Below are 25,887 nucleotides of genomic sequence, written 5' to 3'. Positions count from 1 at the left end.
TGTCAGCTGGCGAACACGCCACGCGCTTCGCGCGGTTCGCAGCGCTGGTACTGCGGCGCCGGGGTGACCGATGCGCCCAGCGCGGCGGCAGCATGCCACGGCCAGCGCGGGTCGTAGAGGATGCCGCGCGCCAGTGCGATCGCATCGGCCTGGCCATCGCGCAGGATCGCTTCGGCCTGTTGCGGCTCGGTGATCAGGCCCACGCCGATCACCGGCGTGTCCACCTGCGCGCGGATCGCCTCGGCAAACGGAATCTGGTAGCTCGCCTGCACCGGAATCTGCTGGCGCGGGTCCAGCCCGCCACTGGACACGTGGATGTAGTGCGCACCCCGCGCATCCAGCGCCTTGGACAACGCAATGCTCTGCGGCAGGTCCCAGCCGCCATCCACCCAGTCGGTGGCCGAGATGCGCACGCCGATGGCCATCTGGTCAGACACCGCAGCGCGTACCGCATCGAAGATGCGCAGCGTCAGTCGCATGCGGTTGTCCAGCGAGCCGCCGTACGCATCGCTGCGCTGGTTGCTCAGCGGCGACAGGAACTGATGCATCAGGTACCCGTGCGCGGCATGCAGTTCGATCAGCTGCAGCCCCAGACGTTCGGCACGTTTGGCCGCGGTCACGAAGGCCTCCACCACCGCATCGATGCCGGCGGCGTCCAGGGCCTGCGGCAGCGGCTGGCCGTCGCGGAACGGCAGTGCCGAGGCGGACACGGTCTGCCAGCCATTGGCGTGGTCGGGGGCAATCGCCTCGCCGCCCTTCCACGGCAGATCGGTGGAGGCCTTGCGCCCGGCATGTGCCAACTGGATGCCGATCGGCATCGGCGACCAGCGCCGTACCGATGCCAGCACCTCGCCCAGCGCCTGCTCGGTGGCGTCGTCGTACAGGCCCAGGTCGGCGTAGGAGATACGGCCCTGCGGCTGCACCGCGGCCGCTTCCAGGATCAACAGCGCGGCACCGGATTGCGACAGCGTGCCCAGGTGGATGCGATGCCAGTCGGTGGCGCGGCCGTCCTGTGCGGAGTACTGGCACATCGGCGCGATCACAATGCGGTTGGCGAGCGCAAGCGGACCAAAATTGATGGGGGTGAACAACTGGCTCAAGGCGACATCCACACGCGACGTAGGGATGCCCATTGCACTGCGCCACGCGCGTGGGCACAACCGCTGCGATGGATCACTGCGTCATGCCGAACGCGCACTGTGGTACCTGGCGGTGGCCGTGTGCAGGGGGTCCGGCGGCTGTTGCAGGAACGCCAGCGCCTGCGCGCAGGATTGCTCCACCTTCAGGCTGAGCAGGTCGTCGGCACGGGTGCGCCCGAAGTTGAGCGCGGCGATCGGCAGGCCTGCACGTGCGGCGGCCTGCACGAAACGGAAGCCGGAATACACCATCAACGAAGACCCCACCACCAGCACCGCATCGGCGGCCTGCAGATGCGCAAAGGCGCGCTCCACGCGCTCGCGCGGCACGTTCTCGCCGAAGAACACCACATCCGGCTTGAGCACGCCGCCGCACGCCGGGCACGCCGGCACCACGAAACTGTCGAAGGCCACGCTGTCCAGGTCGGCATCGCCATCGGGCGCCTGTGCGGCCTCCAGGTCGGCCCAGCCGGGGTTGTCGCGCTCCAGCAGCAACTGGAACTCGGTGCGCGGCATGCGTTGTTCGCAGCCCATGCAACGCACCACATCGAGCCGGCCGTGCAGATCGATCACCGCCTGGCTGCCGGCGGCCTGATGCAGGCGGTCCACGTTCTGGGTGAGCAGCAACTCCAGTTGCCCGCGCGCTTCCAACGCGGCCAGGGCGTGATGGGTGGCGTTGGGCCGCGCCAGGCCGAAGCGCGGCCAGCCCACCAGGCTGCGCGCCCAATAGCGCTGGCGCGTGGACAGCTCGCCCATGAACGCCTGGAAGGTCACCGGTTGCGGGCGCTTCCAGCCGCCCTGCAGATCGCGGTAATCGGGAATGCCAGAATCAGTGCTGCAGCCCGCGCCGCTGAGCACGAACAAGCGCTGGTGGCGCTCGATGAACTCCTGCAGCGCCGGGCCGGTCTGCGTGATCGCAACAGTCATCGTGCAACTCCGGTCATGGTGTGGTCACTGTGCAACAACGCCCGCGTGCGTGCCTGTAGCGGTGCAACACGTTCAGGCGCTGCGGTGAAAGCTGGCTGGTGCCACGGCCGTGGCCTGCACGCTGCGCGCAGGTGCTGGTTGCACATGCGGGCAGGCCTGTCCTTCATGCTCCACGTTGCCACGGACGCGCGCAGTAACGCGGTGCATGGGGCGGGGGATGACGCAGAGCGGTTCACGATGCAAAGACGCCACGGGAGATGGCCTTTCAATTGGGGTGCGTGGTGCGATTCCAAGCACAGGCGCATCTGCCTGCATCGCGGTTGCGCTCGTCTCCTGGTTGCACGCTGCGCGCGTGAGGCGCGGCGTTCACCTCTACCTGCACGCTAAATCTTGCGTTTCAACCGTCTTGGCGAACGCCACCATCACTGATGCAAAGTGCAACGCCGCAGCCGATGCGAGCGCAGGACGCGCCGATGACAGAGCGAAGTAAAGTCTGCACACGTCACAGTTCCACGCACTGCATCGGCGTTTTTGCGTGATCTGCCGCACACGCAACGCATCTGCAATATGACATCGCGAAAGTGACGCGCTCCCCCGCTCGCCCATGCCCGCCATGCCAACCACCGACATCCGGATCGCCTCCGGACTGCGTCGCGCCCCGCTGTGTCTTTGCCTGTCCCTCGCACTTGCCTCCACGCTTGCCGGCCCGGCGCTGGCGCAGCAGACCACCGCGTCACCGCCGGCACGTGCGGCCGACGACGGCATCTTTTCGCTCGACCGCATGATCGTCACCGGTGCCGGCCAGGCACAGAGCCAGTTCGAAGCGTCCTATGCGATCACCTCGATGACCGCCGAACAGATCGACAAACTGGCGCCGCTCAACCTCACCAGCCTGATCGGTTCGATGCCGGGCATTTACGCCGAATCCACCGGCGGCGAAGTGCAGAACGTGTACCGCATCCGTGGCATCCCCGATGAAGGCTCGTTCGCGGTGATCCAGGAGGACGGTATCAGCCCATATCCGGACAACAACGGCTACTTCTACAAGACCGAAGGGCTAGTGCGGCCAGACGTGATGGTCGAATCGGTGGAGACCGTGCGCGGCGGGCCCTCGCCGATCTTCGCCTCCAATGCCGCGGCCATCGTCAACTTCGTCACCCGCCAGGGCGGCGACACGCCCGAAGGCGCAGTGCGCACCACCGTGGGCGATACCGGCCTGTACCGGCTCGATGGCTACTGGTCGGGCAAGCTGGCGCAGGACTGGTACTTGGCCGCCGGCGGCTTCGTGCGCCGCAACGATGGTTACCGGGATGTGGGCTTTCCTGCCGATGAGGGCGGCCAGTTCCGCATGAACCTCACGCACACGCTGGACCACGGCAAGATCACCTTCACCGCCAAGCATCTGGACGACAAGAACGCGTTCTACATGCCGATCCCGCTGTATGACCCGCGCAACACCACGCGGTCGCTGGACCCGTTGATCGACCGCTTCACCGGCACCTTGAGCGCGCCGCAACTGCAGCACGCCACGCTCATTTCCAGCGATGCCAATGGCCAGCCGCAACGCGAGGCGCGCGATCTCTCCGATGGCCGCCACATGAAGTTCAATCATCTGGGCGCGAACCTGGACCTGGCGTTCGACAACGGCTGGAGCCTGTCCAACAAGGCGGTGGTCAATCGCCTGGACATGACCTTCGACGCGCTGTATTCCAGCAACGCGCCGCAGGATGCCACCGCCTATGCGAACAGCCGCCGTGCGGCCGCAAGCGCAGCGTTTCCGGGCCTGACACGGCTGGGCTACGTGTACACCGACGATGGCAGCCGCTTCGATCCGGCCAGCACCGACGGGCTGGTGATCCAGGGCCAGTAACGTGCGATGGATGTGCGCGCCGATTCCATCGCCGACGATCTGCGCCTGCACCGCAGCTTCGACTGGGGCGGCGATACCCACGACATCACGCTGGGCCTGTATGGCGCCTATTACGCGCGTTCCTACAACTCGCGCTATCAAAGCTACCTCTTTGAGATGCGCCAGAACCCGCGCAGCATCGACCTGCTCGGCTATGACGCCAACGGTGCGGTTGTCGGCGGCGTCACCCAGGACGGCGTGGTGATCTACGGCGCCGACCGCACCCAGGGCAAGGCCTACACCAGCATGTTGGCGCCCTACATCGCCGATACCTGGCAGGTGACCGACAAGCTGCGGCTGGAAGGCGGCGTGCGCCACGAGCGCTATCGCTACCGCGCCTGGGCCATGGCCCGCACCACCGGCACGTTGGGCATGCCCGCAACGCTGGCCGACGATGCCGCACGGCTGTTCACCGGTGCCCGCACGCAGACCGCGCTGGATGTGGGCGTGACCAACTGGACGGCGGGCTTCAACTACGACCTCACCCCGATTGTCGGTGTTTACGGCCGCGCCTCGCGTGCGCACCGCGCGCCCAGCGAGGGCGCCAACGAAGGCAACGTCAACATCCCCACCGCCGAACAGTACGAACTGGGCACCAAGCTCAACTTCGCCACGCTGGATGTGTTCGCCACCGCCTTCTACACCAAGTACGACCCGTACAACATCGGCACCAGCGCAGTGAATCCGTTGACCGGTGCAGCCGAGTCCAAGGATTACCGTGGCAGCGTCACCAACCCGGGCGTGGAAGTGGCCGCGGTATGGACGCCGGCGCAGTGGCTGCGCCTGGATGCCAATGTCACCTACAACGACACCAAGGTCTCCGACCTGACCGAAGTGGTGGCCAATGGCGCGGTGGCGGTGGTCGATGTGGACGGCAACATGCCCAACCGCCAGCCCAAGCTCTATGGCAACGTCGGGCCCACGCTGCTGTTCAGCACCGGGGCGTTCGATTGGGAAACCTCGCTGCGCTACGCCTACGTAGGCAAGCGCTACGCCGACCTGGAAAACACCACCGAACTGGCCGCCTATCACACGCTGGCGGCCAACATCCTGGTGCGCAACGGGCCGTGGGATGTGCAGCTGGCGGTGGACAACCTCACCAACACCTTCGCGCTGACCGAAGGCAACCCGCGCACCGACACCATCTCCGGGCAAGGCACGCGCGAACCCATCTACGGGCGCCCGATCTACGAGCGCAACACCCGGCTGGTGGTGACCTACCACTTCTGAGCAGCACGGCCACTGCCGCTTTTGCGTGCGCCGCGGCCCTGCCCGGCGCGCGCCCAATCAGGATCCATATGAAGCCTTCCCTGCTTGCTGCGGCCGTCCTGCTGACGGCCTGCTTCGCCCCCACGGCTGCGCTGGCCTGGGGAAAACGCGCCCACGCGGCGATCGATACCGCGGCAATCCAGGCACTGCCCGACGACGGGCCGGTGTTTCTCAAGCGCCATGTGCAGGTGATTGCCGATGGTGCGGTGCTGCCCGATGGCTGGCGCAGCGAAAGCGAGCCGTTCCTCAAGATCGAGGAAGATCCCAACCACGGCTGGTTCCGCGAGCAGTTCGCATTCATGCAGAATCCGCCGCGCTCGCGCTATGCCTTCGTGCTGGCCTTGTACGACGAACAGCGGCGCCTTGCACAACGCGACCCGGCCGCCGCCGAGCGCATGAATGTGCGCTGGGCCGGCGCCTTGCCGTATGCAGCCACCGAAGGCTACGAACGCATCGTTGCCACCATGCGCCAGATCCGCGCGTTACGTGCGGCCGGTGAGGACACGCGCGAACTGGAGCGCACCTGCGCGTTCCTGGTGAGCTGGTTTGCGCACTACATCGGTGACGGCGCGCAACCGCAGCACGACAGCATCCACCACGATGGCTGGCAGGGACCCAATCCACACGGCTACAGCACCGACCCGAAGGTGCACGGCAAGTTCGAGAGCGACTACGTCGACAAGATCGCGCTCACTCCGCAGGACTTGCTGACCCGCATGCCGGCATTGGCGCATCAGGACGGCGATGTGTTCGAGCAGTTGCTGGGTTTTCTCGCCATCGGCACCGGCCGCGTCGAGCAGGTGTATCGCCTGGAAAAGGCCGGTGCGTTCGATGATACCTCCCGCACCGACGGCCGCGCGATGGTCTATCTCACCGCCGGCGACGGCGCGGCGATGCTGCGCGATCTGCTGGTACGCGCGTGGCGCGAAAGCGCGCTGCAGCCGGTTTCCGTACGCGGGCCGCGCAGCATGGATCCGGCACATCCGCAGTACGACCCCAGCACCGGCAGCGCGCCTGCGCCGCGCTCACCAGCATTGCCTTCAACGCAAACGCAGTAACGCAGGCGCGTTCTAGCGGCACGCGCGTGATGCGGCACGCACGGTTGCCGTTGTTGCACGTCGTCGCGGCGCGCGGATGCAATGGCGGGCGTAACCGGTGCGCGCAGGTGCGCAATCACAGGCCGCAAGCACGTGAGTGCCGACCTTGCGGCAGAGCACATGCAAGCACGCCGACCAACCGTCTAGCGATCGTAGACAGCGCTGCGCTTATTCCCCGCGCGGTGGATGTGGCGCAAAGCGCCCGTACGGGCGCGAGTCGTCCGCACTGCGGCGTAGCACCTGCGCCGCCAGCAAGGCCAGGGCGAGCAAGCTGCCGCAGAACGCCACCAGCGCGCCCCAACCGCCGTGCTGCCAGAACCAGCCGCTGACCGCGCCGACCAGGCTGGCACCGCTGTAGTAGGCCAGCAGATACAACGACGCTGCATGGCTACGCGCCGCACCGCCCAGTCGGCCCACCCAGGCGCTGGCCGACGAATGCGCAATGAAAAACCCGATCGTCAGCAACACCACCCCGGCAATCACCACCGGCAAGGCATGCGCCAGCGTCAACGCCACACCAGCGGCGGCGGTGAGCGTGCCGGCCAGCACCACCGGGCCACGGCCGAAGCGGTCCGAAGCCGCACCGGCCACCGACGAGGACACGATGCCGAACACGTACGCGCTGAAGATCATGCCGATCTGGCTCTGGCTCAGGCCGTATTCCGCGCCGCCCAGGCGGAACCCGGCGTAGTTGTAGACGCTGACGAACACGCCCATCAACAGGAACGGGATCGAGAACAGCCACAACAACTGGCGGTTGCGCAGATGCCCGCCCCAGGCGCGCAGGTGGTAGCGCAGGTTGACGCCGTGCCGGCGCACGAAGTGACGCGAGGGCGGCAGCAGCCACACGAACGCCGCCGCGCACAGCAGGTCGAACACGCTCAACACTGCCAGCGCGGTACGCCAGTCGTAGTGGTCGGTGAGCAGGCTCATCACGATGCGCCCGCTCATGCCGCCAAACGCGTTACCGGCCACGTACAGCCCGGTGGCCGCGCCCAGTTTGCTGGCCGGCAACTCTTCGGCCAGATAGACCATGGCCACCGCCGGCACCCCGCCCAGCGCAATGCCGGACAAAGTGCGCACCGCCACCAGCGCGCCCCAGTGCGGCAGGAAGGCGGCGATCAGGTTGAGCACCGCGGCCAGCGCGATGGAGACAAACATCAGCCCGCGCCGGCCCAGATTTTCCGACACCGCGCCGGCACAGAAGATCGCAATCGCCAGCGCACCGGTCGCCAGCGACAACGGCAACGAGGCCGTGGCCGCATCCACGCCGAAGGTGCGGGCAAATTCCGGCAGCACTGGCTGCACGCTATACAGCAGCGAGAAGGTGGCAAAGCCGGCCAGGAACAACGCCAGGCGGATGCGGCCGGTTGCCGGCGTGTCTGCGGGCAGGGCGGCGGCGGACAGGGCGCCGGGGCGGCAATCGGAGGAAGACACAGGAGCGCAACCGAGACGTGGGACGGCGAGTATTCGCCCCGGCCCACCCCCTGTCCAATATATGATGGTGGCAGCTTCCATATGTGAAACAGATACCTTGGAACTTCGCCACCTGCGCTATTTCCTGGCCGTTGCCGAAGAAGGCAACTTCACCCGCGCCGCGGCACGCGTGGGCATCGGGCAACCGCCGCTGAGCCAGCAGATCCAGGCGCTGGAACGCGACCTGGGTACGCCGTTGTTCCGTCGCACCCATGCCGGCGCCGAGCTCACCCCGGCCGGCGCCGCGTTCCTGGGCGAGGTGCGCCGGGTGTTGGTCGATGTGGAACGGGCTGCCGAAACCGCACGCCGCGTGGCGCGTGGCGAATCCGGCCGGCTGCGGCTGGGCTTCACCGCCTCGGCCGCGTTCAACCCGGTGGTGCCACGGCTGATCCGCGATTTCCGCCGGCAGTGGCCACAGGTGGAGCTCCTGCTGGAAGAAACCAACACCGCTGGTTTGCTGGTGGCCCTGGCCGAAGGAAAGCTGGATGCGGCGTTCGTGCGTTACGGCCTGAGCACACCGCCGGACCTGCAGTTGCTGCGCTTTGCCGACGAACCGATGAAGATTGCCGTGCCCGCCGCGCACCGGCTTGCCGCGTTGGACAGTGCACTGTTGGCGGCCCTGGCCGGCGAGCCGTTCATCCTGTTTCCGCGCAGCTTCGGCTCCAGCCTGTACGACGAGATCCTGGCCGCCTGCCGCGCCTCCGGCGTGACCTTGCGCATCACCCAGGAAGCCCCGCAGATGTCATCGATCGTCAACCTGGTGGCCGCCGAATTGGGCGTGTCGGTGGTACCCGCCTCCACGGCACAGCTGCAGCTGCCCGGCGTGCGCTATCTGGACATCGAAGGCCAGATGCCGCTGGCCCGCCTCGCATTGGCGGTCTCGCCGGGAGCGTTGGAGAGCGCACCGTTGGTGCGGCATTTGTGGGCGTTGGCGGAGTTGATTTGAGGGTAGGTGAGTAGCGGCAGATGGTTGCGATGTCATCGGCCCGGTAGGAGCGCGCTTGCGCGTGACCGTGGCATTCCCGGTAACGCGTTCGCGCACGAGTGCGCTCCTACCAGGGCACGTGCCTATGTGCACTCCATACATGCGGGCTGTACACGCAGCAGTTGCACCGTGCACACCCAACGTAGGAGCGCGCTTGCGCGCGATGTGGCTTTACCGGTAACGCGTTCGCGCACAAGTGCGCTCCTACAAGGGCACGTGCCTATGTGCGCTCCACGCGTGCTGGCTGCATACGCAGCAGCTGCGCTGTGCACAGCCACGTAGGAGCGCGCTTGCGCGCGACGTGGCATTCCCGGTAACGCGTTCGCGCACGAGTGCGCTCCTACAGGGGCACGTGCCTATGTGCATTCCATGCGTGCGGAGATTGCAGACAAACCGCTTGACCTCAACCATGCTTGAGGTCGTTGAATGGGCGCTCCTTCTGACTGGTGTGCTTGCCATGCGTCTGCGTCATCTGCTGTTGCCGTGTCTGGATCCGGATCTCACCCTGCGCTTCTATCGTGATGTGTTGCAGCTGCCGCTCGCCGGCAACAGCGTGCGCATCGGCTGGAGCACGCTGGAATGCGTGCAGGCGCAGCAGCCGGTGGGTAGCGTGCATCTGGCCTTCAATGTGGCACCTGCGCGCTTCGATGCGGCAGCTGCCTGGATCGGCGCACGTGCCGCGCTGCTCACCGATCCACTTGGCCAGGAGCGCTTCCAGCTCGATGGCGCGTGGCAATCGCAGTCGGTGTATTTCGCCTGCCCCGATGGCGCCGTGCTCGAACTGATCGCCCGCAACGCGCTGCAGGACGCACCCACCGGCGAGGGTGCGTTTCACGGTAGCGAACTGCTATGCCTGAGCGAGATCGGGCTGCCCAGCAGCAATGTGGCTGCGGTAACCAGCAGCGTGGGCCATCACTTCGGGGTGCAGCCGTTTGCACCGACGCTGGAAGGGTTTGCCGCGCTCGGCGACGACCACGGGCTGTTGATCGTGGTGGACCAGGCGCGGCGCTGGTTTCCGCAACAACGCCAACTGCCGTGGGCCAGCGGCCTGCGCGTCAGCGTGGACGCGCCGCAGCCAGGCCTGCGATTGCGCGATGCACAGGGCTGGGAATTGCTGGCGGCGTGAACACCGCCGCCGCACTCACGCGGCGGTGGCAGGCACCGGCAGCCGGAAGAATGCGCGCGCGGCGGCCGTGCTGTTGGCAGCGGTCACCGCGACATCCTCGCCGCGGTCGCGCGCCAGCTCTTCGACAATGTGCGAGAGAAACATCGGTTCGTTGCGGCGGTCCTTGGGCAGCGGCTTGAGCGTGCGTGGCAGCAAGTAGGGCGCATCGGTTTCGATCATCAACCGGTTGGCCGGGATGTTGCGCACCAGCTCGCGCAGATGCGCGCCGCGGCGCTCGTCGCACAACCAGCCGGTGATGCCGATGTAGTAATCGCGGTCCAGGTAATCGAACAGTTCTTCGCGCGTGCCGGTGAAGCAGTGCACCACCGCCGCGCCCAGGCGGCCGTCGAACGCGCGCATGATCGAGAGGAAATCGTCATGCGCATCGCGCTGGTGCAGGAACAGCGGTTTGCCGTTATCGGCAGCCAGCTGCAGCTGCCGTTCGAAGGCCTTGTGCTGGGCCGGGCGCGGCGCGAAATCGCGGTAGTAATCCAGCCCGCATTCGCCCACCGCCACCACCTGCGGCTGGGCCTGCAGCGCGCGCATTTCCCGCTCGCATTCGGCGGTGAATTCCACCGCATGGTGCGGATGCACGCCGGCGGTGGCGTAGAGAAATCCAGGATGCTGCTGCGCCAGCTGCAGGGCCAGCGGCGAATGCTCGCGGCTGGCACCGGTGATCACCAGCTGCGCCACACCGGCATCGCGCGCACGTTGCAACACGGCATCGCGGTCGCGGTCGAAGGAGTCATGGGTGAGGTTGGCGCCGATATCGATCAACTGCATGTGCGGGTGTCGTGTGGGGGAAGCCCGGCAAGTTTAACTAACGGAAGTTGTATGCGCTTGGCGTCCCTTCTCCCATCGGGAGAAGGTGGCGCGCAGCGCCGGATGGCGCCTCCTGCATCTGTCAGTGCCTGCAGTGACAACGCGTCGCCACGCGCCTTCAGAAGTGCTGCACCGACTGCTGCGCCGCCGTACCCTCACCCCAACCCCCGCTCCGCGCCCCGGCCCGCGTTTGCGACGCGGGCGCTCCAAGGCACGCGCGCCAGTGGCGCGCAAACTGTGCCCGCTCGCCCCGAGGGGAGAGGGGCTTTGCTCCGTTCTTCCAAGAGGGAGAGGGGTTCAACCAACCGCCGGTACCGCCATCGCGTCGATCTTCGCCGCCAGCGCCTGGATCGCCAGCTGTGCCGAACGCGAGAGCTGGCGCTGCGGGGCCACGCACAGGGCCAGGGTCATCGGTTTGGTCAGGTGCTGGCGGAACGGCACGAAGGCCAGGCGGCCGTCGGCCACATCGGGGGCGGCGTCCAGCCACGACATCAGGCCCACGCCGGCGCCAGCCCGCACCAGCCCACGCAGCGTGCGTACGTCGTTGCAGTGGGTGAGCCGCTTCACGTCGATGTGCTGGCGCTGGTACAGCACCTTGGCGTGCTCGCCCACGATCAACGGCGCAGCCGGCAACAGCAGGCGGTGCTCCAGCGTTTCGCTCAGCTGCAGCTCGCTGCGGCTGCTCAACGGGTGGCCCACCGGCATCGCAATGCCGAGCGGAATGTCGGCAAATGCACGCACCTCCAGGTCCACGCTGCTCACCGGGTCCAGCAGCAGGCCGATGTCCACATCCGCCGAGGTCACCATCTCCATCACCCGCTGGTTGCGCGCGGTGGACAGGTTGAAGGTGATGCCGGGGTATTCCTGCACCAGCGCCGCCACTGCGGCCGGTACCACGCCCTCGCTGAGCGCGTCGATCATGGCGATCTCCACGTGCCCGCGGCGCAGCCCCTTGAGCTCGTCGAAGCGCTCCAGCGTGCGCGCATAGGCCTTCTCCCACTGGCGCACATCCACCAGCAGCAGCTCGCCGGCGGCAGTGAGACGCAGGCGGCCGGGCAGGCGTTCGAACAGCTGCGCGCCCAGCTCTTCCTCGGCCTTGAGTATCTGCCGGTCGATCGCCGAGGCGGACACGTGCAGCACGTCCGATGCCTTGCGGATGCTGCCGCAGCGGGCCACTTCGATGAAGTAGCGGGTGAAGCGGGAGAAGGTCAGCATGGGGCGGGGCTCGGTTGGCCGTTGCATTTTTTGCAATGGCTTGGCGGAAAAACGATGTTTGATCACACACCCCCGGCTTCCTAGAGTCAATCCGGCACCGCTCCCGCCTTACGCCAGAGACCGCCCCATGGATGTCGCCGTCCCCGCCCTGCCACTGCACTGCACCTTTGAGGCCGCCGACTGGCAGCGCCTGGCCCAGCACTGGCACGCGGTGGCGCTGAGCAGCGAGGTGAGCGAGGCGCCGTTCAAGGCCATGCTGCTGGACGAGCCGCTGGTGCTGTACCGGCTGGGCGCCGAGCTGGTGGCCGCGCGCGATGTCTGCCCGCACCGCGGCGTGCCGCTGAGCATGGGCAGCGCCGACGGCGCCGGGGTGGTGTGCGCCTATCACGGGCTGCGCTTCGGCAGCGGCGGGCGCTGCAACCACATCCCGGCCAGCCCGAACCAGAACATCCCCGCCAAGATGCGCCTGCACACCTATGCGGTGGCCGAGCGCTACGGGCTGATCTGGGTGTGCCTGGCCAAGCCGGCCGGGGTGAGCGCGGCCGAGGTGCAGATCCCGCCGATGCCGGGCTGGGACGAGGACGGCTTCCAGCAGATCGTGTGCCCGGGCTTCGACATCGCCGGCAGCGCCGCGCGGCAACTGGAAGGCTTCATCGACGTGGCGCATTTCGCCTTCGTGCACACCGCCACTTTCGCCCAGCCAGACAAGCGCGAAGTGCCGGCCTACACCACCACCGAAACGCCGACCGGTTTCAACGCCGATTACCTCAGCAGCGTGGCCAACTATTCGGTGGACATGCCGCTGCCCGACGTGGACCCCGGCTTCCAGTGGCTGCGCCATTTTGAAGTGCACCTGCCGTTCACCGCCACGCTCACCATCCACTTCCCGGTGCCGGGCAAGCGGCTGGTGATCATGAACGCCGCAAGCCCGGTGTCCAAGCACAAGACCCGGCTGCTGGTGCCGATTGCGCGCAACTTCGACACCCATCTGCCGGTGGAGGATGTGCATGCCTTCAACCTGCGCGTATTCGAGGAAGACCGCGCGATGGTGGAAGCCCAGCGCCCCGAATACCTGCCGCTGGACCCGCTGCTGGAAGTGCACATCCCCGCCGATCGCAGTTCGATCGCCTATCGCCGTGGCCTGCGCAGCCAGGGCTATAGCGACTTTTTCCTGCGTTGACCGGCGAGGATGACGGCATGAGCCTGCATGAGGTGCGTGTGGCGGAAGTCGTCGACCAGGGACATCGCCAGCGGGCGATCCGGTTGGAGCCGATCGGCGCGGAGTTGCCGGCCTTTGAAGCCGGCGCGCATGTGGATCTGCACCTGCCCGATGGTTTGATCCGCCAGTACTCCATCGCCAGCGCGCCGCATGCGCGCGACCATTACCTGTTGTGCGTGAAGCTGGCCGACGCCTCGCGCGGCGGCTCGCGGCATCTGTGCGAACAACTCGCGGCCGGCGACCGGCTGCAGATCTCCACGCCGCGCAACCTGTTCCCGTTACACCCGGGCGAACGCCATGTGCTGCTGGCGGCCGGCATCGGCATCACTCCGCTGCTGTCGATGGCCGAGGCGCTGGAAGCGCGCGGCGAGGCCTTCGTGCTGCACTACTACGCGCGCCGGCAGGCGGATGTGGCCTTCGGGCAGCGCCTGCAGCGGGGCTTCCAGCACGGCCAGGTGCAGGTGCATCTGAGCGATGACGGCGAGAGCCCACGTGTGCACATCCCCACCGAACTGCACCAGGCACGCACGCGTGACCAGCTGTATCTGTGCGGGCCGGCCGCGTTCATGGATCACTTCAGCGCGCTGGCCCTGGCGCAGGGCTGGGCGCCGGCGCAGCTGCATCGCGAACACTTCGCCGCGGTCGCGCCGGCCGTGCCGCACGCCGCCGACGACGCCTTCGAAGTTGAGCTGGCCGCCAGCGGGCGCGTGGTGCAGGTGGCGGCCGATTGCAGTATCGCCAATGCGCTGATGGCCGCAGGCGTGGAGGTGCCGCTGTCGTGCGAGCAAGGCATGTGCGGGGCCTGCCTGACCGGCGTGCTCGACGGTGTGCCCGATCACCGCGACAGCGTGCTCAGCGACAGCGAACACGCGCAGAACACGCAGATCACCCTGTGCTGTTCGCGCAGCCGCACGCCGCGGCTGGTGCTGGAACTTTGAGCACAGCGACAGGGCCGACACGTGATGCGACCGACGCGGCAACGATCAAGCGCGGGCGCGTTGGCGATGCTCGAACACGCTGTGATCCATGTCCCCGCTAGCGACCCCTGCCTTCACTGGCGCCGCTGCGTCACGCTCGCCGCCATTCATCGAAAGCACGAGTCAGCTGTTGCGGTTGCCGGGTGCCGTGTGCGATGCAGACATCAGCACGCTCGGCTTGCCGCCCAGGCACACGCGTGGCGCAACGGCGCGCTGCAACCTTCTCATCAGGCGTTGCCAACCAACGCCATCCACAGGCCACTGCGCATTTCGGGCAACACGTCCACGGCATGCCACCGCGCACAGTGCAAGATACGCAGCCCGCGCTTACGCGCCGGTGCCTGTGTTCGATGAGACGTTGCCGATGACACTGTTCTGCTGTGCCGCCGCCTGCCGGCCGCTGGGGCGCGCCTGATGCGCTGGCCCGACTTTGCGCTTGCCGCCAACGGCAGCAACGTGCGCACCGAACTGCTGGCCGGCGCCACCACCTTCCTCACGATGGCCTACATCGTGTTCGTCAACCCGGACATCCTGGCCACTACCGGCATGGATCACGGCGCGGTGTTTGTGGCCACCTGCCTGGCCGCGGCATTCGGCTCGGCGGTGATGGGCCTGCTGGCCAATTACCCGATCGGCATGGCGCCCGGCATGGGCTTGAACGCCTTCTTCGCCTTCAGCGTGGTGGGCACCCTGGGCTACAGCTGGCAACAGACGCTGGGCCTGGTGTTCGTGTCCGGCTGCGTGTTCCTGCTGCTCACCCTCACCGGCGCGCGCCGGTGGCTGGTGGACGGCATCCCCACCACGTTACGCAGCGCAATCGCCGCCGGTATCGGCCTGTTCCTGGCGGTGATCGGCCTGCAGAAAGCCGGGCTGGTGGTGGCCCACCCGCAGACCTTGATCACCCTGGGTGACCTGCACCGGCCCGAGCCCTTGCTGGCGTTGGCCGGGCTGCTGCTGATCGGCGTGCTGGAGCTGCGGCGCGTGCGCGGGGCGATGCTGCTCGGCATCCTGGCGGTCACCGCTGCGGCACTCGCACTCGGGCTGGTGCAGTACCAGGGCGTGATCGCTCTGCCGCCGAGCCTGGCACCCACCTTGCTGCAACTGGATATTGCCGGTGCCCTGCAGGGCCACGCTGGCGAAGGCGCATTGACCGCGGTACTGCACGTGGTGCTGGTGTTCGTGCTGGTGGAGATGTTCGATGCCACCGGCACCTTGATGGGGGTGGCGCAGCGCGCCGGCTTGCTGCGCACCACTGCCCAGCGGCGGCAGTTCGACCGCGCCCTGCTCGCCGACAGCAGTGCCATCCTGGCCGGTTCGCTGCTTGGCACCTCCAGCACCACGGCTTATGTGGAAAGCGCCGCCGGCGTGCAGGTGGGTGGGCGCACCGGGCTGACCGCGCTGGTGGTGGCCGCGCTGTTCCTGCTGGCCCTGCTGTTCTCGCCGCTGGCGGCCATGGTGCCGGCCTACGCCACCGCACCGGCGTTGTTGTATCTGGCGGCAGTGATGCTGCGGGAATGCGCGCATCTGCAGTGGGACGATGTCGGCGAAGCATTGCCGGCGGCCATGTGCATGCTGGCGATGCCGTTCACCTATTCGATCGCCAATGGGTTGGCGTTGGGTTTCATCACCTACGCGGTGCTCCGGCTGGGCAGCGGGCGCTGGCGTGAAGTGCATCCAGCCACCTGGGCCATCGCCGGCCTGTTCGTGCTGCGCTATGCACTGGAGTGACGCGCCTGCACCGCGCTGCCTGCAGGCGCGCAGCGCGCGCTGGCCGTGCAACGCACTGCAAGGCAAGCTATTCCTCCGCTGGGCGCACGTGCGCGCCGGTACACCTTCTTGCGAGTTTTCTGGATGCCCATGCTGCGTCGTTGTCTGATCCTCACCGTGTGCGCGCTGCTGCCCGCACTTGCGCAGGCGCGCCACACGCCTGCGCCGGCACAATCGCGCGAGCAGCAGGTTGCGCAGCTGTTTCGCGATGCAGCCGGCCAATCGGCGCAACTGCGCAGTTGGTTGCAGGCCATGCCCAAGGGCGGCGACCTGCATAACCATCTCTCCGGCTCGGTGTATGCCGAGGACTACCTGCAGTGGGCCAGCGAAGACGGCGCCTGCGTGCAGCTGGACGACCTGAGCCTGCGCGCACCGCCGTGCGTGGCCGGCCAGGAGTCCGCACGCGGGCTGGCCACGCGCGATGCCGCGTTGTATGGCCGGGTAGTGGATGCCTTGTCGATGCGCAATCACCTGGCCATCCCATCCCAACCCAGCGGGCACGGGCAGTTCTTCAGCACCTTCGGCAAGTTCGATGCGGTGGTGCGCGCACGCGTGGCCGACACCGTGGCCGCCGTGCTGGAGCAGGCCGCGCGCGACCGCGTGCCGTACGTGGAAATCATCGCCAACCCGCCGCAGATGGACGACGCCGCGCAGCGCATGCAGGCGCTGCCCTGGCATGGCACCGACGATGCCGCCAACCTGCGCGAACTGCAGGACGCGCTGCCGCCGCTGGTGCAGGCCGCGCAGCGCAGTCTTGCCGATCTCGACGCGCAGGTGCGCCGCGTCCTGCAGTGTGACCAGGCGCAGCCACGCGCGGCCTGCCAGGTGCAGTACCGCTATGTGCCGTATGTGTTGCGTGTGCTGCCTGCGCCGCGGGTGTTCGGGCAGATGGCGCTCGCCCATGCGCTCGTGGCCGCCGGCGGCAGCCGCGCGGTGGCGGTGAACATCGTCGCGCCCGAGGACAACCCGGTGGCAGTGGCCGATTACGCGCGCCACATGGCGATGTTCCGGTTCTTTGCACAGCGCTACCCCGGCGTGCCGTTGTCCTTGCATGCCGGCGAGCTGACCCTGGGCCTGGTGCCGCCCGCACAGCTGCGCTCGCATATCCGCCAGGCGGTGGATGCGGGTGCGCGGCGCATCGGTCATGGCGTGGATCTGCCTTACGAAGACGACGCGCAAGAGCTGCTGCAGCGCATGCGCCGCGACCAGGTGGCGGTGGAGATCAACCTCACCAGTAACGATGTGATCCTGGGCGTCAGCGGGGCCGCGCATCCGTTGGCGATGTATCTGCACGCCGGTGTGCCGGTGGTGCTCTCCACCGATGATGCCGGCGTGTCGCGCGCGGATATGACCCATGAATATCAACGTGCAGTGCAGGAACAGGGCATCGACTACCCCACACTCAAGCAACTCGCCCGCAACGGGCTGACGTACAGCTTCCTGCCGGGCGCGAGCCTGTGGAGCGCCGACGGTAAAGCTGCGCAGGCCTGCGCCACTGCATTACAGCGCGAAACCGATGATGCTGGGTGCCAAGCATTTCGCCAGAGCAGCGAGAAGGCACGGCTGCAATGGCAGCTTGAAACCGATCTGGCGCAGTACGAGCGCATGCTGATGGAGCAGCGCAAAGTGCAGACAACACCAGCTGACGCATAACCCATAGGAGCGCGCTTGCGCGCGAAGAGGCTTCACCGATAACGCCTCATCGCGCGCAAGCGCGCTCCTACAACGCGACTTCCGCTGCATCGCCGCTGCAATACATTTTCCCTCCATGACCACAGCGCAATGACCCACTCGCACGCCGCCCCATCCAAACGCCGCGTCATCCTCGAAGACGACATCGACGGCTTCACGCCGGCGCAGTTGCTGTTGCTGCAGTCGCCGGAGGTCGAGGTGCTCGGCATCAGCGCGGTCAGCGGCAACATCTGGCGCGATGAGGTGATCGCACACAGCTGCCGCCTGCTGGAACTGGCCGGGCAGCCGCAGATTCCGGTGCATCCCGGCCCGGTGCACCCGCTGCTCAACAGCGAGCTGGCCACCGAACGGTGGGAAGCGCTGTACGGCAAGCTGGTGTGGAAAGGTGCATGGACCAAACACTGGGTGGATGGCGACACCGTGCAGAGTGCGCCGCGTTATCACGCGCACGACGTGGTGCCCGACCTGGCGTTGGGCAATCCCAGCGTGGTGCGCGCATCCGACGAACCGGCGGCGTTGTTCATGCTGCGGATGGTGCGCCAGTACCCCGGCGAGGTGAGCATCGTTGCCACTGGCCCATTGACCAACCTGGCCCTCGCGCAGGCGCTGGACCCGGCCTTCGCCACGCTGGCGCGCGAACTGGTCTACATGGGCGGCAGCCTCAATCCACGGCAGCAGCGCGACAGCGTGAGTGCGCGCCAATTCGCGCGCGAGTTCGTCAACTCGCCACGCCGCGAATTCAACATCCGCTGGGACCCGGAAGCCGCCAGCATCGTCATGCGCGCACCGTGGCGCAAGATCACCATGGTGCCGGTGGATCCCTCCACCGCCACCGAACTCACCCCGGAGCTACTGGCGCGCATGAGCGCGGCCGATACCCCCATCGGCCACGCATTGCGTCGCCGCGAAACCGGCTTTCCGATGTGGGACGAGCTGGCCACCGCGGTGTGGCTACGCCCCGAATTGGCGACGCACACCGAAACGCTCTACATCGACACCAACACCGCGTTCGACGCAGGCTATGGCGACATCCTGTCGTGGGCACCAGGCTATCAGCCTGGACTGGGCGAACAGGCACAGACGGTGGTGCATGCGGTGAATGTGGAAGTGTTTGAGCAGCTATTGGTCGATCACCTCACTACGCCGCAACCACCAGCAGTCGGATTACCGCTCCCCCTTCTCCCGTCGGGAGAAGGTGCCCGAAGGGCGGATGAGGGTACGGCAACTGAGAAAAATGCTGCGCCAGTTGAGTAGGTGGCAAGCAAGGTAAACGCGTACCTGATACATCTCCAACTAGCGGGGCACCCTCACCCCAACCCCTCTCCCGGCGGGAGAGGGGCTCGAGCAACACCCACACCCGCGACTCCCAGCAACCCAAGGTGACCCCATGCAACTCCCAGCGCAGTGGCAGGCCGGCATCGATCGCAACACCGAGGTCCTGCGTGGTCACGCGCAGCTGCTCGCCAGCTTCAACGCACCGCGCCCCGCATCACCGGACACAAGCACTTCGCGCGGGCAGATCGCTTCCATCGTCGGCAGCACGCGCAGCCAGCCCGCACAGGCGGCGCGCCTGGCCACCCAGACACTGGGCCGCATCAATCAGGCCAACGACGGCCTGCATGCCATCACCCGCTTGTTGCCTGCGCGCGCCGCGGCCGATGCCGCGCGCGTGCAGGCCGCGCTGGCCGGCGGCAGCGATGGCGGCGCGCTGGCCGGCGTGCCGTTCGTGGTCAAGGATCTGTTCGATGTGGCCGGGCAGGTCACCACCGCTGGTGCTGCGCTGCGCGCACAGAGTGCGCCGGCCACGCGCGATGCGGCTGTGGTGCAGCGCCTGAGCGATGCCGGTGCAGTGCTGGTGGGCACCGCCAACATGGACGAATTCGCCTACGGCTTTGCCACGGTCAACGCGCATTACGGCACCACCGCCAATCCACACGACCATCGCCATCTGGCCGGCGGCTCGTCCGGTGGCTCGGCCGCCGCGGTGGCGGCTGGATGGGTGCCGTTTGCACTGGGCTCGGACACCAATGGTTCGATCCGCGTGCCGGCTGCCTTGTGCGGCGTATACGGGTTGCGACCGACCCACGGCGCGCTGCCGTTGCAGGGCGTGTTCCCGTTCGTGGATGCGCTGGATGTGGTGGGCCCGTTCGCCACCTCGGTTGCCGACCTGCGCCGCGTCTACGAGGTGATGCAGGGTCAGCCGGTACCCGCTTGCAGCGTGGAGACGCTGCGTATCGCGCAACTGGGCGGCTGGTTCCAACGCAATCTCGATCCCGAGCTGGAGGCCGGCCTCGGCACGCTGCTCGCCGCGATCGGCAGCACCGCCATCATGGAGTTGCCGGACGCCGAACGCGCGCGCGCCACCGCCTTCGTGCTCACCGCCGCCGAGGGCGGGCACCGCCATCGCAGCAGCCTGAGCACACAGGCCGCCCAGTTCGACCCGGCCACCCGCGACCGCCTGTTGGCCGGCCTGCAATTGCCGGCCAGCGCGGTGGCCGATGCACAGCAGTTCGCGCACTGGTTTGCGCGTGCCATGCGCATGTTGTGGGACCGTGTGGATGTGTTGATCGCACCGGCCACACCTGGCGTGGCGCCGCGCATCGACCAAGAGAGCATCATCATCGATGGCCTGCCGGTCTCGGCACGCGCCAACCTGGGCATCTTCACCCAACCGCTTGGGCTGGCCGCCTGCCCGGTGCTGGCCGCGCCGCTACCGCGGCCGGGTCGCTTGCCGCTGGGCGTGCAGCTGATTGCCGCGCCAGGCCGCGAAGACCGTCTGTTCGCGCTGGCCGCGCAACTCGAACGCGATGGCCTGCTCGCCTTCAGCGCACCGGCGGAGACACGCTGATGCTGCACACCTTGCGCGCACGCCGCGGCATGGTGGTCGCGCCTCACCATCTGGCCGCGCAGGCCGGGCGCGACATCCTGCGCGCCGGCGGCAACGCCATCGAAGCAGCGGTGGCCACCGCCGCCTGTCTGGCCGTGGTGTATCCGCACATGACCGGCATCGGCGGCGATGGCTTCTGGCTGATCCACGAACCCGATGGCCGCGTACACGCCATCGACGCCTGCGGCCGTGCCGCACAGGCGGCCACGCTGGACTTCTATCGTGGCCACGCCCACATCCCCTGGCGCGGCCCGGGCGCTGCCAATACCGTGGCCGGCACCGTCTCCGGCTGGGCACTCGCGCTCTAGCACGGCGGTGGCACGCTTCCGCTGCAGCAGCTGCTGGAAGAGGCCATCCACCATGCCGAGGTGGGCGTGCCGATCACGCTCGGCGGTGCGCACATCGCCGCCAGCAAGGGCGATGAACTGCGTTGCCTGCCGGGCGCCTATGCGCGCATCTTCGAGCCGCGTGGCGCGCCCCTGCACGAGGGCGCCGTGCTGCAGCAACCGCAGCTCGCGCGCACCCTGCAACGGCTGGCGCACGATGGCCTGGACAGTTTCTACCGCGGCGCGCTCGCCAATGACATCGCCGCCGACCTACGCGTACTCGGCAGCCCCTTGCATGCGGATGACCTGGCCGCACACACCGCCGAGGCCGGCGTGCCGCTCTCAGTCGCCATCGCCGGCGCACGTTTGTATAACCACGCACCGCCCACGCAAGGGCTGGCCTCGCTGTTGATCCTGGCGCTGTTCGACCGCCTGCCGGCCACGCAGGCAGACAGCTTCGCGCACCTGCATGGCTTGATCGAAGCCACCAAACAGGCCTTCCTGATTCGCGATGCCCATATCGGCGACCGCGCCTGGATGACGCTCGACGCACAAGCCCTGCTCGACGACAGCGCTGCGCTGGACGCACTGGCCGCCCGCATCGACCTGCACGCGGCCCTGCCCTGGCCGCAGCCCTCGCAGGCCGGCGACACCGTCTGGTTCGGCGCCATCGACGCGCAGGGCCGCGCGGTGAGCTGCATCCAGTCCACCTATTTCGAATTCGGCTCCGGCCTGGTGCTGCCGCATACCGGCATCACCAGGCAGAACCGCGGCTGCAGCTTTCGCCTCGCCACCGACGGCTGGAATGCACTCGCCCCAGGGCGCAAACCGTTTCACACCCTCAACCCCGCCCTGGCCACCTTCGACGACGGCCGCGTCATGGCCTACGGCACCATGGGCGGCGAAGGCCAACCGCAAACCCAGGCCGCGCTGTTCTCGCGCTACGCCCACTCCGGCATGCCGCTGCAACAGGCCATCACCGCACCGCGCTGGCTACTCGGCCGCACCGGGGGCGAAGACAGCACCACGTTGAAGCTGGAAGACCGCTTCGACCCGGCCGTGGTGCAAGCACTGCGCGACGCCGGCCACGCCGTCGAACTGTTACCGGCCTATAGCTCGGTGATGGGGCATGCTGGCGCCCTGGTGCGTGAGGTCACCGGCGTGGTGAGTGGTGCGAGCGACCCAAGATCGGATGGTGCGGTGGCTGGGTGGTAAGGGTTGGGTGCGACCTCTCGTGCCTGCGTCATCAAACGTTACAAGCGCTCACGCAAGGCCTTTGCGAAGGCATGGTTGCGTACCAGCACGTTCGCCTCCAGGTTCAGTGCCAGGCTGAGTGGGTCCAGGTTGCTGGAACCGACCGTGCTCCAATACCCATCGATCACCGCAACCTTGCCATGGAACGGCCGCTCGCAGTACTCGAAGACCTGCACCCCGGCAGCGAGCAGCTGGCGGTACAGCAATCGCGCCGCCAACAAGGCAAGCGGGGTGTCGGGTTGTCCCTGCACGATGAGGCGCACGTGGACGCCGCGCCGCGCGGCCGCACACAGATCACGCAGCAATCCATAGCCCGGGAAGAAGTACGCGTTGGCGATGATGATTTCCTGATGCGCGTCGGCAAATGCCTGCCGGTAGGCCTGCTCGATGCTGCGCGAGCGTGAGCCGTTGTCACGCGCGACAAAGCAGACCTCTCCGCTCTCGGCAGCTGTTGACGCGGTCGATGACGGATCCGGCGTCCAGCCCTCGCCGGTCCCACTACCACGCGCGGCCTGCTGCATGAAGGCGGCGATATCACACACCACCGGCCCCTGCAGCTCGATGGCGTAATCCTGCTTGCCCTGCGGCCCCGACCCGGCCAGTTGATCGGCCGAATAATTGATGCCGCCGACGAAGGCAATGGCCTGATCGACGACGAGCAGCTTGCGATGCAGGCGGCGGAACACATTGATACGCCTGCGCAGCGGCGTGGGCTCCGGGTCGAACAGGCGCAGCCGCACGCCCGCCTCGGCAAGGTCGCGTGCGTACTGCGCGGACAATGCGCGCGAGCCGAATGCATCCACCAGCAGGTGCACCCGCACGCCACGCTGTGCCGCGTCGATCAGGTGCTGCTGCAATCGCAAGCCCACCGCATCGTCGAACAGGATGAACGTTTCCAGCAGAATCTCGTCTTGCGCGGCAGCGATCACCTGGTAGATGCGTGCGAAGTAGTCCTCGCCATTTTCCAGCAGGCGCATGCGATGCCCTTGGCGCCAGCAGAGCGCGGGCTGCTGGCTCATGGCGCAATACTCGCCAGTAATGGCAAGTGATCGGAGAGCCGCGACCACGGCGGACCGGACAAGACGCGCGCCTGCACCACCCGCAGATTGCGCAGATAGATGCGGTCCAACGGCAAGACCGGAAAGCGCGACGGAAAGCTGCGTGCCACGTGCCCGTGCATGCATTCGACGGCCTCGACCAGACCACAGCGCACAAGCAGCGGATGGCCGCGCCTCCGCCAGTCGTTGAAGTCGCCCGCCACCACGACCGGCGCATCGGCCGGGAGCGCAGCCACGCGCGCGCACAGCAGGCCGATCTGCTGCTGCCGGTGCGCTTCGTGCAAGCCGAGGTGCACGCAGAACACATGTAGTTGCTCCGACCAGCCCGGCACCTGCAGCACCGAGTGCAGCACACCCCGTGGCTCGTGGCCGGGCACGGACACATCGTGATTGGCGAAACTTGAGATAGGAAACTTCGACAACACCGCGTTGCCATGGTGCCCGTGCGGATACACCGCATTGCGCCCGTAGGAGAACTGCGGCCACAGTGTTTCCGCGAGATATTCGTAATGCGCTACGGCAGGCCACTGCGCGTGTCGCCGGGCATGCAGCGCGTGTTCGCCCAGGACTTCCTGCAGGCACACGATCTCGGCGCAGACCTCGCGAATGGCGTCACGCAACGCGGCAAGAATGAAGCGCCGCTTGAGCAGGTCAAAGCCCATGTGGGCATTGAGGGTCAGTACATTGATCAACGGATGTCAGTTGCGTGGGGCTGACGACCGATTGTGCCGATGACGTGTTCAGTGCATGTGTGAGCGCGCGGCCGGCGTTGTGCCAGCGACCGCTCGGCCTCCTTTGAGTCAGCACCTGTGCGGATGTGACGGATCGGCTCGCTTTGGTCGATCTCTCCGTTGTTTGGCTCTGATTTGGACGTTGCCGATCTACCTGGCGCAGCGTCGATCAATTCTTGTAGCAGCAGCAAGCAGAGTGCCTGACCAGTCGCCAGGCTGCACGCGTTGCACGGAGAGCCCTGTCGCGCTCCCAAGCTACGTATGACCTCTCGCGGCCGCTGAGCACGCAGATCGCACATGCAAACCAGTCGCTGAGAACACCAGCCAGATCAGGCGTAAGTGGCTCACCGCAGCAGGCCGCGTAAACCCTAAAACCGTCTCGCCGCTTCGCCTGAAATTGAAGCGAATTTGGCGGTCAAGGCCGCAACCGCGCGCCATTACCGGCCACCAGCGATGCAGCCAGCAGCAGCACGCTGGCACCGATGAAGGTGGCGGCGATGGAGACGTGATCCAGCAGCACGCCGCCCAGCGCGCCACCGAGCATGATGGCCAGCTGGATGGCGGCCACAATCAGGCCGCCACCGGCTTCCGGTGCGTCCTTGATGCAGCGGCTCAGCCAGGTGGACCACGCCACCGGCAATGCCGAATTGAGCGTGCCCCACGCAATCATCACAATCGCCACGCCCCACAGCAGATGGCTGGTCAGCAGCATCGCCATGGTGGCCACGCCCAACGCCACCGGTAACACCGTGAGCAGGCTGAACAAGCGCTTCGGCAGCAGGGCCGTGGCGGCATAGGTGCCGGCAAAACCGGCCAGTCCCAGCCCGAGCAGCAGCAACGACAAGTGCGATACATCCACGTGCGCGGCGTTCTCCAGGAACGGACGGAAATACGTAAACGCAGAGAACGCACCGGCGAAGCCCAACATGATCGCCAGCATCGCGCGCGCCACGTAGCGACGCTTGAGCAATGCAACGATGCTGCCCAGCGAGGTGCCGCCCTGCGCAGGCAAGGAGGGCAGGCTGCGCCACTGCCAGGCGATGGTCAGCGCCACCAACGGCACCATGCCCCAGAACACGCCACGCCAGCCGATCACCGCGCCCAGATAGCTACCCAACGGCGCGGCAAGTGCGGTCGCCACCGCGTTGCCGATGTAGACGATGCCCAGCGCCTTGGGTACCGCCTCCTCGGGCATCATGCGCATCACCGTGGCGGTGGCCAGCGCCCAAAAACCACCGATAGTGATCCCCAGCAGCGCACGCGCCGCCATCAACATGCCGAACGAATGCGCATTGGCGATCAGCAGCAACGACAGCAACATCACCGCGCTCAGGCTGATCAGCACATGCCGGCGATTGAAGCGCGATGTGACTGGCGCGATGAGCAGGCTGGCCAGCACCGCAAACAACCCCGAGATGGAGATCGCCTGCCCGGCCATGCCGGCAGTGGCATGCAGATCGGCCGCGATCGGCGTGAGCAGGCTGACCGGCATGAACTCGGAGGCGATCAACAACGCCACGCACAACGACAACGAGCCCACCGCACTCCAGGTCTGGCGGCTGGCGCTGGGCGCTGGGCGCATAGCGGCGGAAGCAGTGGATGCGGAAGACATGCAGGATCCTTTGAAGACTGGAACGGGAGAGCGCCACTGCGCTTTAGCGCCGCACATCGACGGCGTGGGAGCACCGAGCTGTGGCGTGCGCATACGCTGCGCTGTGAGGCATTGTTCTGAAGAAGTCACGGTTGGCGCGTAACGCCCACGCCGCAATGCACGCAGCGTTGCAAGCCTCAATACGGTCAACGCCAGGCTGCGCAGCGTACGCAGGAGGGCCAGTGCGATAAAGCTGGCCAAGCCGCATGGGCTTATGAGCGCTGTTCATTGGATCGGGTGCTTGCCGCTGCCTGGCCTTCTGCGGCATCTGTCTACTGAGGCTTGGGCGGAGGTCGTGCGCCCGGTGCGGAACGCGGCGCCGGC

19 protein-coding genes and 1 pseudogene are annotated in these 25,887 nt (G+C 67.1%); 12 read left to right on the top strand and 8 right to left on the bottom strand.

The features are described from left to right. Window positions 1–2 precede the first annotated feature (2 nt). Window positions 3–1,133 (bottom strand): NADH:flavin oxidoreductase/NADH oxidase, encoded by a 1,131-nt coding sequence (locus ACD584_RS02075; protein WP_012437089.1) that lies wholly within the window; start codon window positions 1,131–1,133, stop codon window positions 3–5. Window positions 1,134–1,181: 48 nt separating this feature from the next. Further along, window positions 1,182–2,063, bottom strand: coding sequence for an NAD-dependent protein deacetylase (locus ACD584_RS02070; RefSeq protein ID WP_076037421.1), 882 nt, complete (start codon window positions 2,061–2,063; stop codon window positions 1,182–1,184). A 613-nt stretch (window positions 2,064–2,676) separates the two neighbouring features. On the opposite strand from ACD584_RS02070, the gene ACD584_RS02065 reads away from it, so the two are divergent. The 3 genes from ACD584_RS02065 (at window position 2,677) to ACD584_RS02055 (ending at window position 6,299) form a co-directional block, all read left to right on the top strand. Then, on the top strand, window positions 2,677–3,933 hold the full coding sequence (locus ACD584_RS02065; protein WP_076037422.1) for a TonB-dependent siderophore receptor: 1,257 nt from the start codon (window positions 2,677–2,679) through the stop codon (window positions 3,931–3,933). A gap of 12 nt (window positions 3,934–3,945) precedes the next feature. Then, the gene (locus ACD584_RS02060; protein ID WP_228438003.1) at window positions 3,946–5,202 is read left to right on the top strand and encodes a TonB-dependent receptor domain-containing protein; all 1,257 of its coding nucleotides are present in this window, start codon (window positions 3,946–3,948) and stop codon (window positions 5,200–5,202) included. A gap of 68 nt (window positions 5,203–5,270) precedes the next feature. Beyond that, entirely contained in the window at window positions 5,271–6,299 is a 1,029-nt protein-coding gene (locus ACD584_RS02055; protein WP_076037424.1) for a nuclease, read from the top strand. Between the two features lie 207 nt (window positions 6,300–6,506). On the opposite strand, the gene ACD584_RS02050 is transcribed toward ACD584_RS02055, so the two are convergent. Continuing rightward, a complete protein-coding gene (locus ACD584_RS02050) occupies window positions 6,507–7,775 on the bottom strand; it encodes an MFS transporter (protein ID WP_162277024.1) in 1,269 nt (422 codons plus the stop codon). A gap of 97 nt (window positions 7,776–7,872) precedes the next feature. Between ACD584_RS02050 and ACD584_RS02045 the strand changes: the two genes are divergently transcribed. Together ACD584_RS02045 and ACD584_RS02040 are read left to right on the top strand one after the other, a co-directional pair. Next, the gene (locus tag ACD584_RS02045) at window positions 7,873–8,760 is read left to right on the top strand and encodes a LysR family transcriptional regulator (RefSeq protein WP_076037426.1); all 888 of its coding nucleotides are present in this window, start codon (window positions 7,873–7,875) and stop codon (window positions 8,758–8,760) included. A 496-nt stretch (window positions 8,761–9,256) separates the two neighbouring features. Continuing rightward, complete coding sequence (locus ACD584_RS02040; protein ID WP_175611728.1) at window positions 9,257–9,925, top strand: hypothetical protein; 669 nt, start codon at window positions 9,257–9,259, stop codon at window positions 9,923–9,925. Window positions 9,926–9,940: 15 nt separating this feature from the next. On the opposite strand, the gene ACD584_RS02035 is transcribed toward ACD584_RS02040, so the two are convergent. Together ACD584_RS02035 and ACD584_RS02030 are read right to left on the bottom strand one after the other, a co-directional pair. After that, window positions 9,941–10,747, bottom strand: a complete 807-nt coding sequence (locus tag ACD584_RS02035) for a TatD family hydrolase (protein WP_076037428.1) — start codon at window positions 10,745–10,747, stop codon at window positions 9,941–9,943. Between the two features lie 336 nt (window positions 10,748–11,083). Continuing rightward, entirely contained in the window at window positions 11,084–12,001 is a 918-nt protein-coding gene (locus ACD584_RS02030; protein WP_011035553.1) for a LysR family transcriptional regulator, read from the bottom strand. A 127-nt stretch (window positions 12,002–12,128) separates the two neighbouring features. Between ACD584_RS02030 and ACD584_RS02025 the strand changes: the two genes are divergently transcribed. From ACD584_RS02025 to ACD584_RS01995, 7 genes and pseudogenes are all read left to right on the top strand, one after another. Next, window positions 12,129–13,181, top strand: coding sequence for an aromatic ring-hydroxylating dioxygenase subunit alpha (locus tag ACD584_RS02025; RefSeq protein WP_012437084.1), 1,053 nt, complete (start codon window positions 12,129–12,131; stop codon window positions 13,179–13,181). Window positions 13,182–13,198: 17 nt separating this feature from the next. Then, on the top strand, window positions 13,199–14,158 hold the full coding sequence (locus ACD584_RS02020) for a PDR/VanB family oxidoreductase (RefSeq protein ID WP_175611729.1): 960 nt from the start codon (window positions 13,199–13,201) through the stop codon (window positions 14,156–14,158). A gap of 453 nt (window positions 14,159–14,611) precedes the next feature. After that, on the top strand, window positions 14,612–15,925 hold the full coding sequence (locus ACD584_RS02015) for an NCS2 family permease (RefSeq protein ID WP_076037430.1): 1,314 nt from the start codon (window positions 14,612–14,614) through the stop codon (window positions 15,923–15,925). A gap of 123 nt (window positions 15,926–16,048) precedes the next feature. Then, entirely contained in the window at window positions 16,049–17,617 is a 1,569-nt protein-coding gene (locus ACD584_RS02010; RefSeq protein ID WP_175611730.1) for an adenosine deaminase, read from the top strand. 129 nt (window positions 17,618–17,746) lie between these two features. After that, window positions 17,747–18,910: a nucleoside hydrolase gene (locus ACD584_RS02005; protein WP_076037432.1), complete on the top strand. Its 1,164-nt coding sequence runs from the start codon at window positions 17,747–17,749 to the stop codon at window positions 18,908–18,910. A gap of 133 nt (window positions 18,911–19,043) precedes the next feature. Beyond that, window positions 19,044–20,504 carry an AtzE family amidohydrolase gene (locus tag ACD584_RS02000; RefSeq protein WP_076037433.1) on the top strand — a complete coding sequence of 487 codons (1,461 nt, stop codon included), beginning with the start codon at window positions 19,044–19,046 and terminating at the stop codon, window positions 20,502–20,504. Continuing rightward, window positions 20,504–22,084: pseudogene (locus tag ACD584_RS01995) on the top strand (gamma-glutamyltransferase family protein). The gene ACD584_RS02000 and the pseudogene ACD584_RS01995 overlap by 1 nt, the downstream one beginning before the upstream one ends. Window positions 22,085–22,122: 38 nt before the next feature. On the opposite strand, the gene clsB reads toward ACD584_RS01995, so the two are convergent. The 3 genes from clsB to ACD584_RS01980 form a co-directional block, all read right to left on the bottom strand. Further along, entirely contained in the window at window positions 22,123–23,142 is a 1,020-nt protein-coding gene (gene clsB, locus ACD584_RS01990; RefSeq protein ID WP_076037434.1) for a cardiolipin synthase ClsB, read from the bottom strand. Continuing rightward, entirely contained in the window at window positions 23,139–23,873 is a 735-nt protein-coding gene (locus ACD584_RS01985; RefSeq protein WP_228423510.1) for an endonuclease/exonuclease/phosphatase family protein, read from the bottom strand. The genes clsB and ACD584_RS01985 overlap by 4 nt, the downstream gene beginning before the upstream one ends. A 454-nt stretch (window positions 23,874–24,327) precedes the next feature. Further along, complete coding sequence (locus ACD584_RS01980; RefSeq protein ID WP_076037435.1) at window positions 24,328–25,524, bottom strand: MFS transporter; 1,197 nt, start codon at window positions 25,522–25,524, stop codon at window positions 24,328–24,330. Window positions 25,525–25,887 lie beyond the last annotated feature (363 nt).

This window comes from Xanthomonas sp. NCPPB 2922, from assembly GCF_041520885.1.
In the GTDB taxonomy this organism is placed as follows: domain Bacteria; phylum Pseudomonadota; class Gammaproteobacteria; order Xanthomonadales; family Xanthomonadaceae; genus Xanthomonas; species Xanthomonas campestris.
The sequence above is the reverse complement of the archived record's forward strand: the minus strand, read 5'-3'. Positions and strand labels throughout refer to the sequence as shown.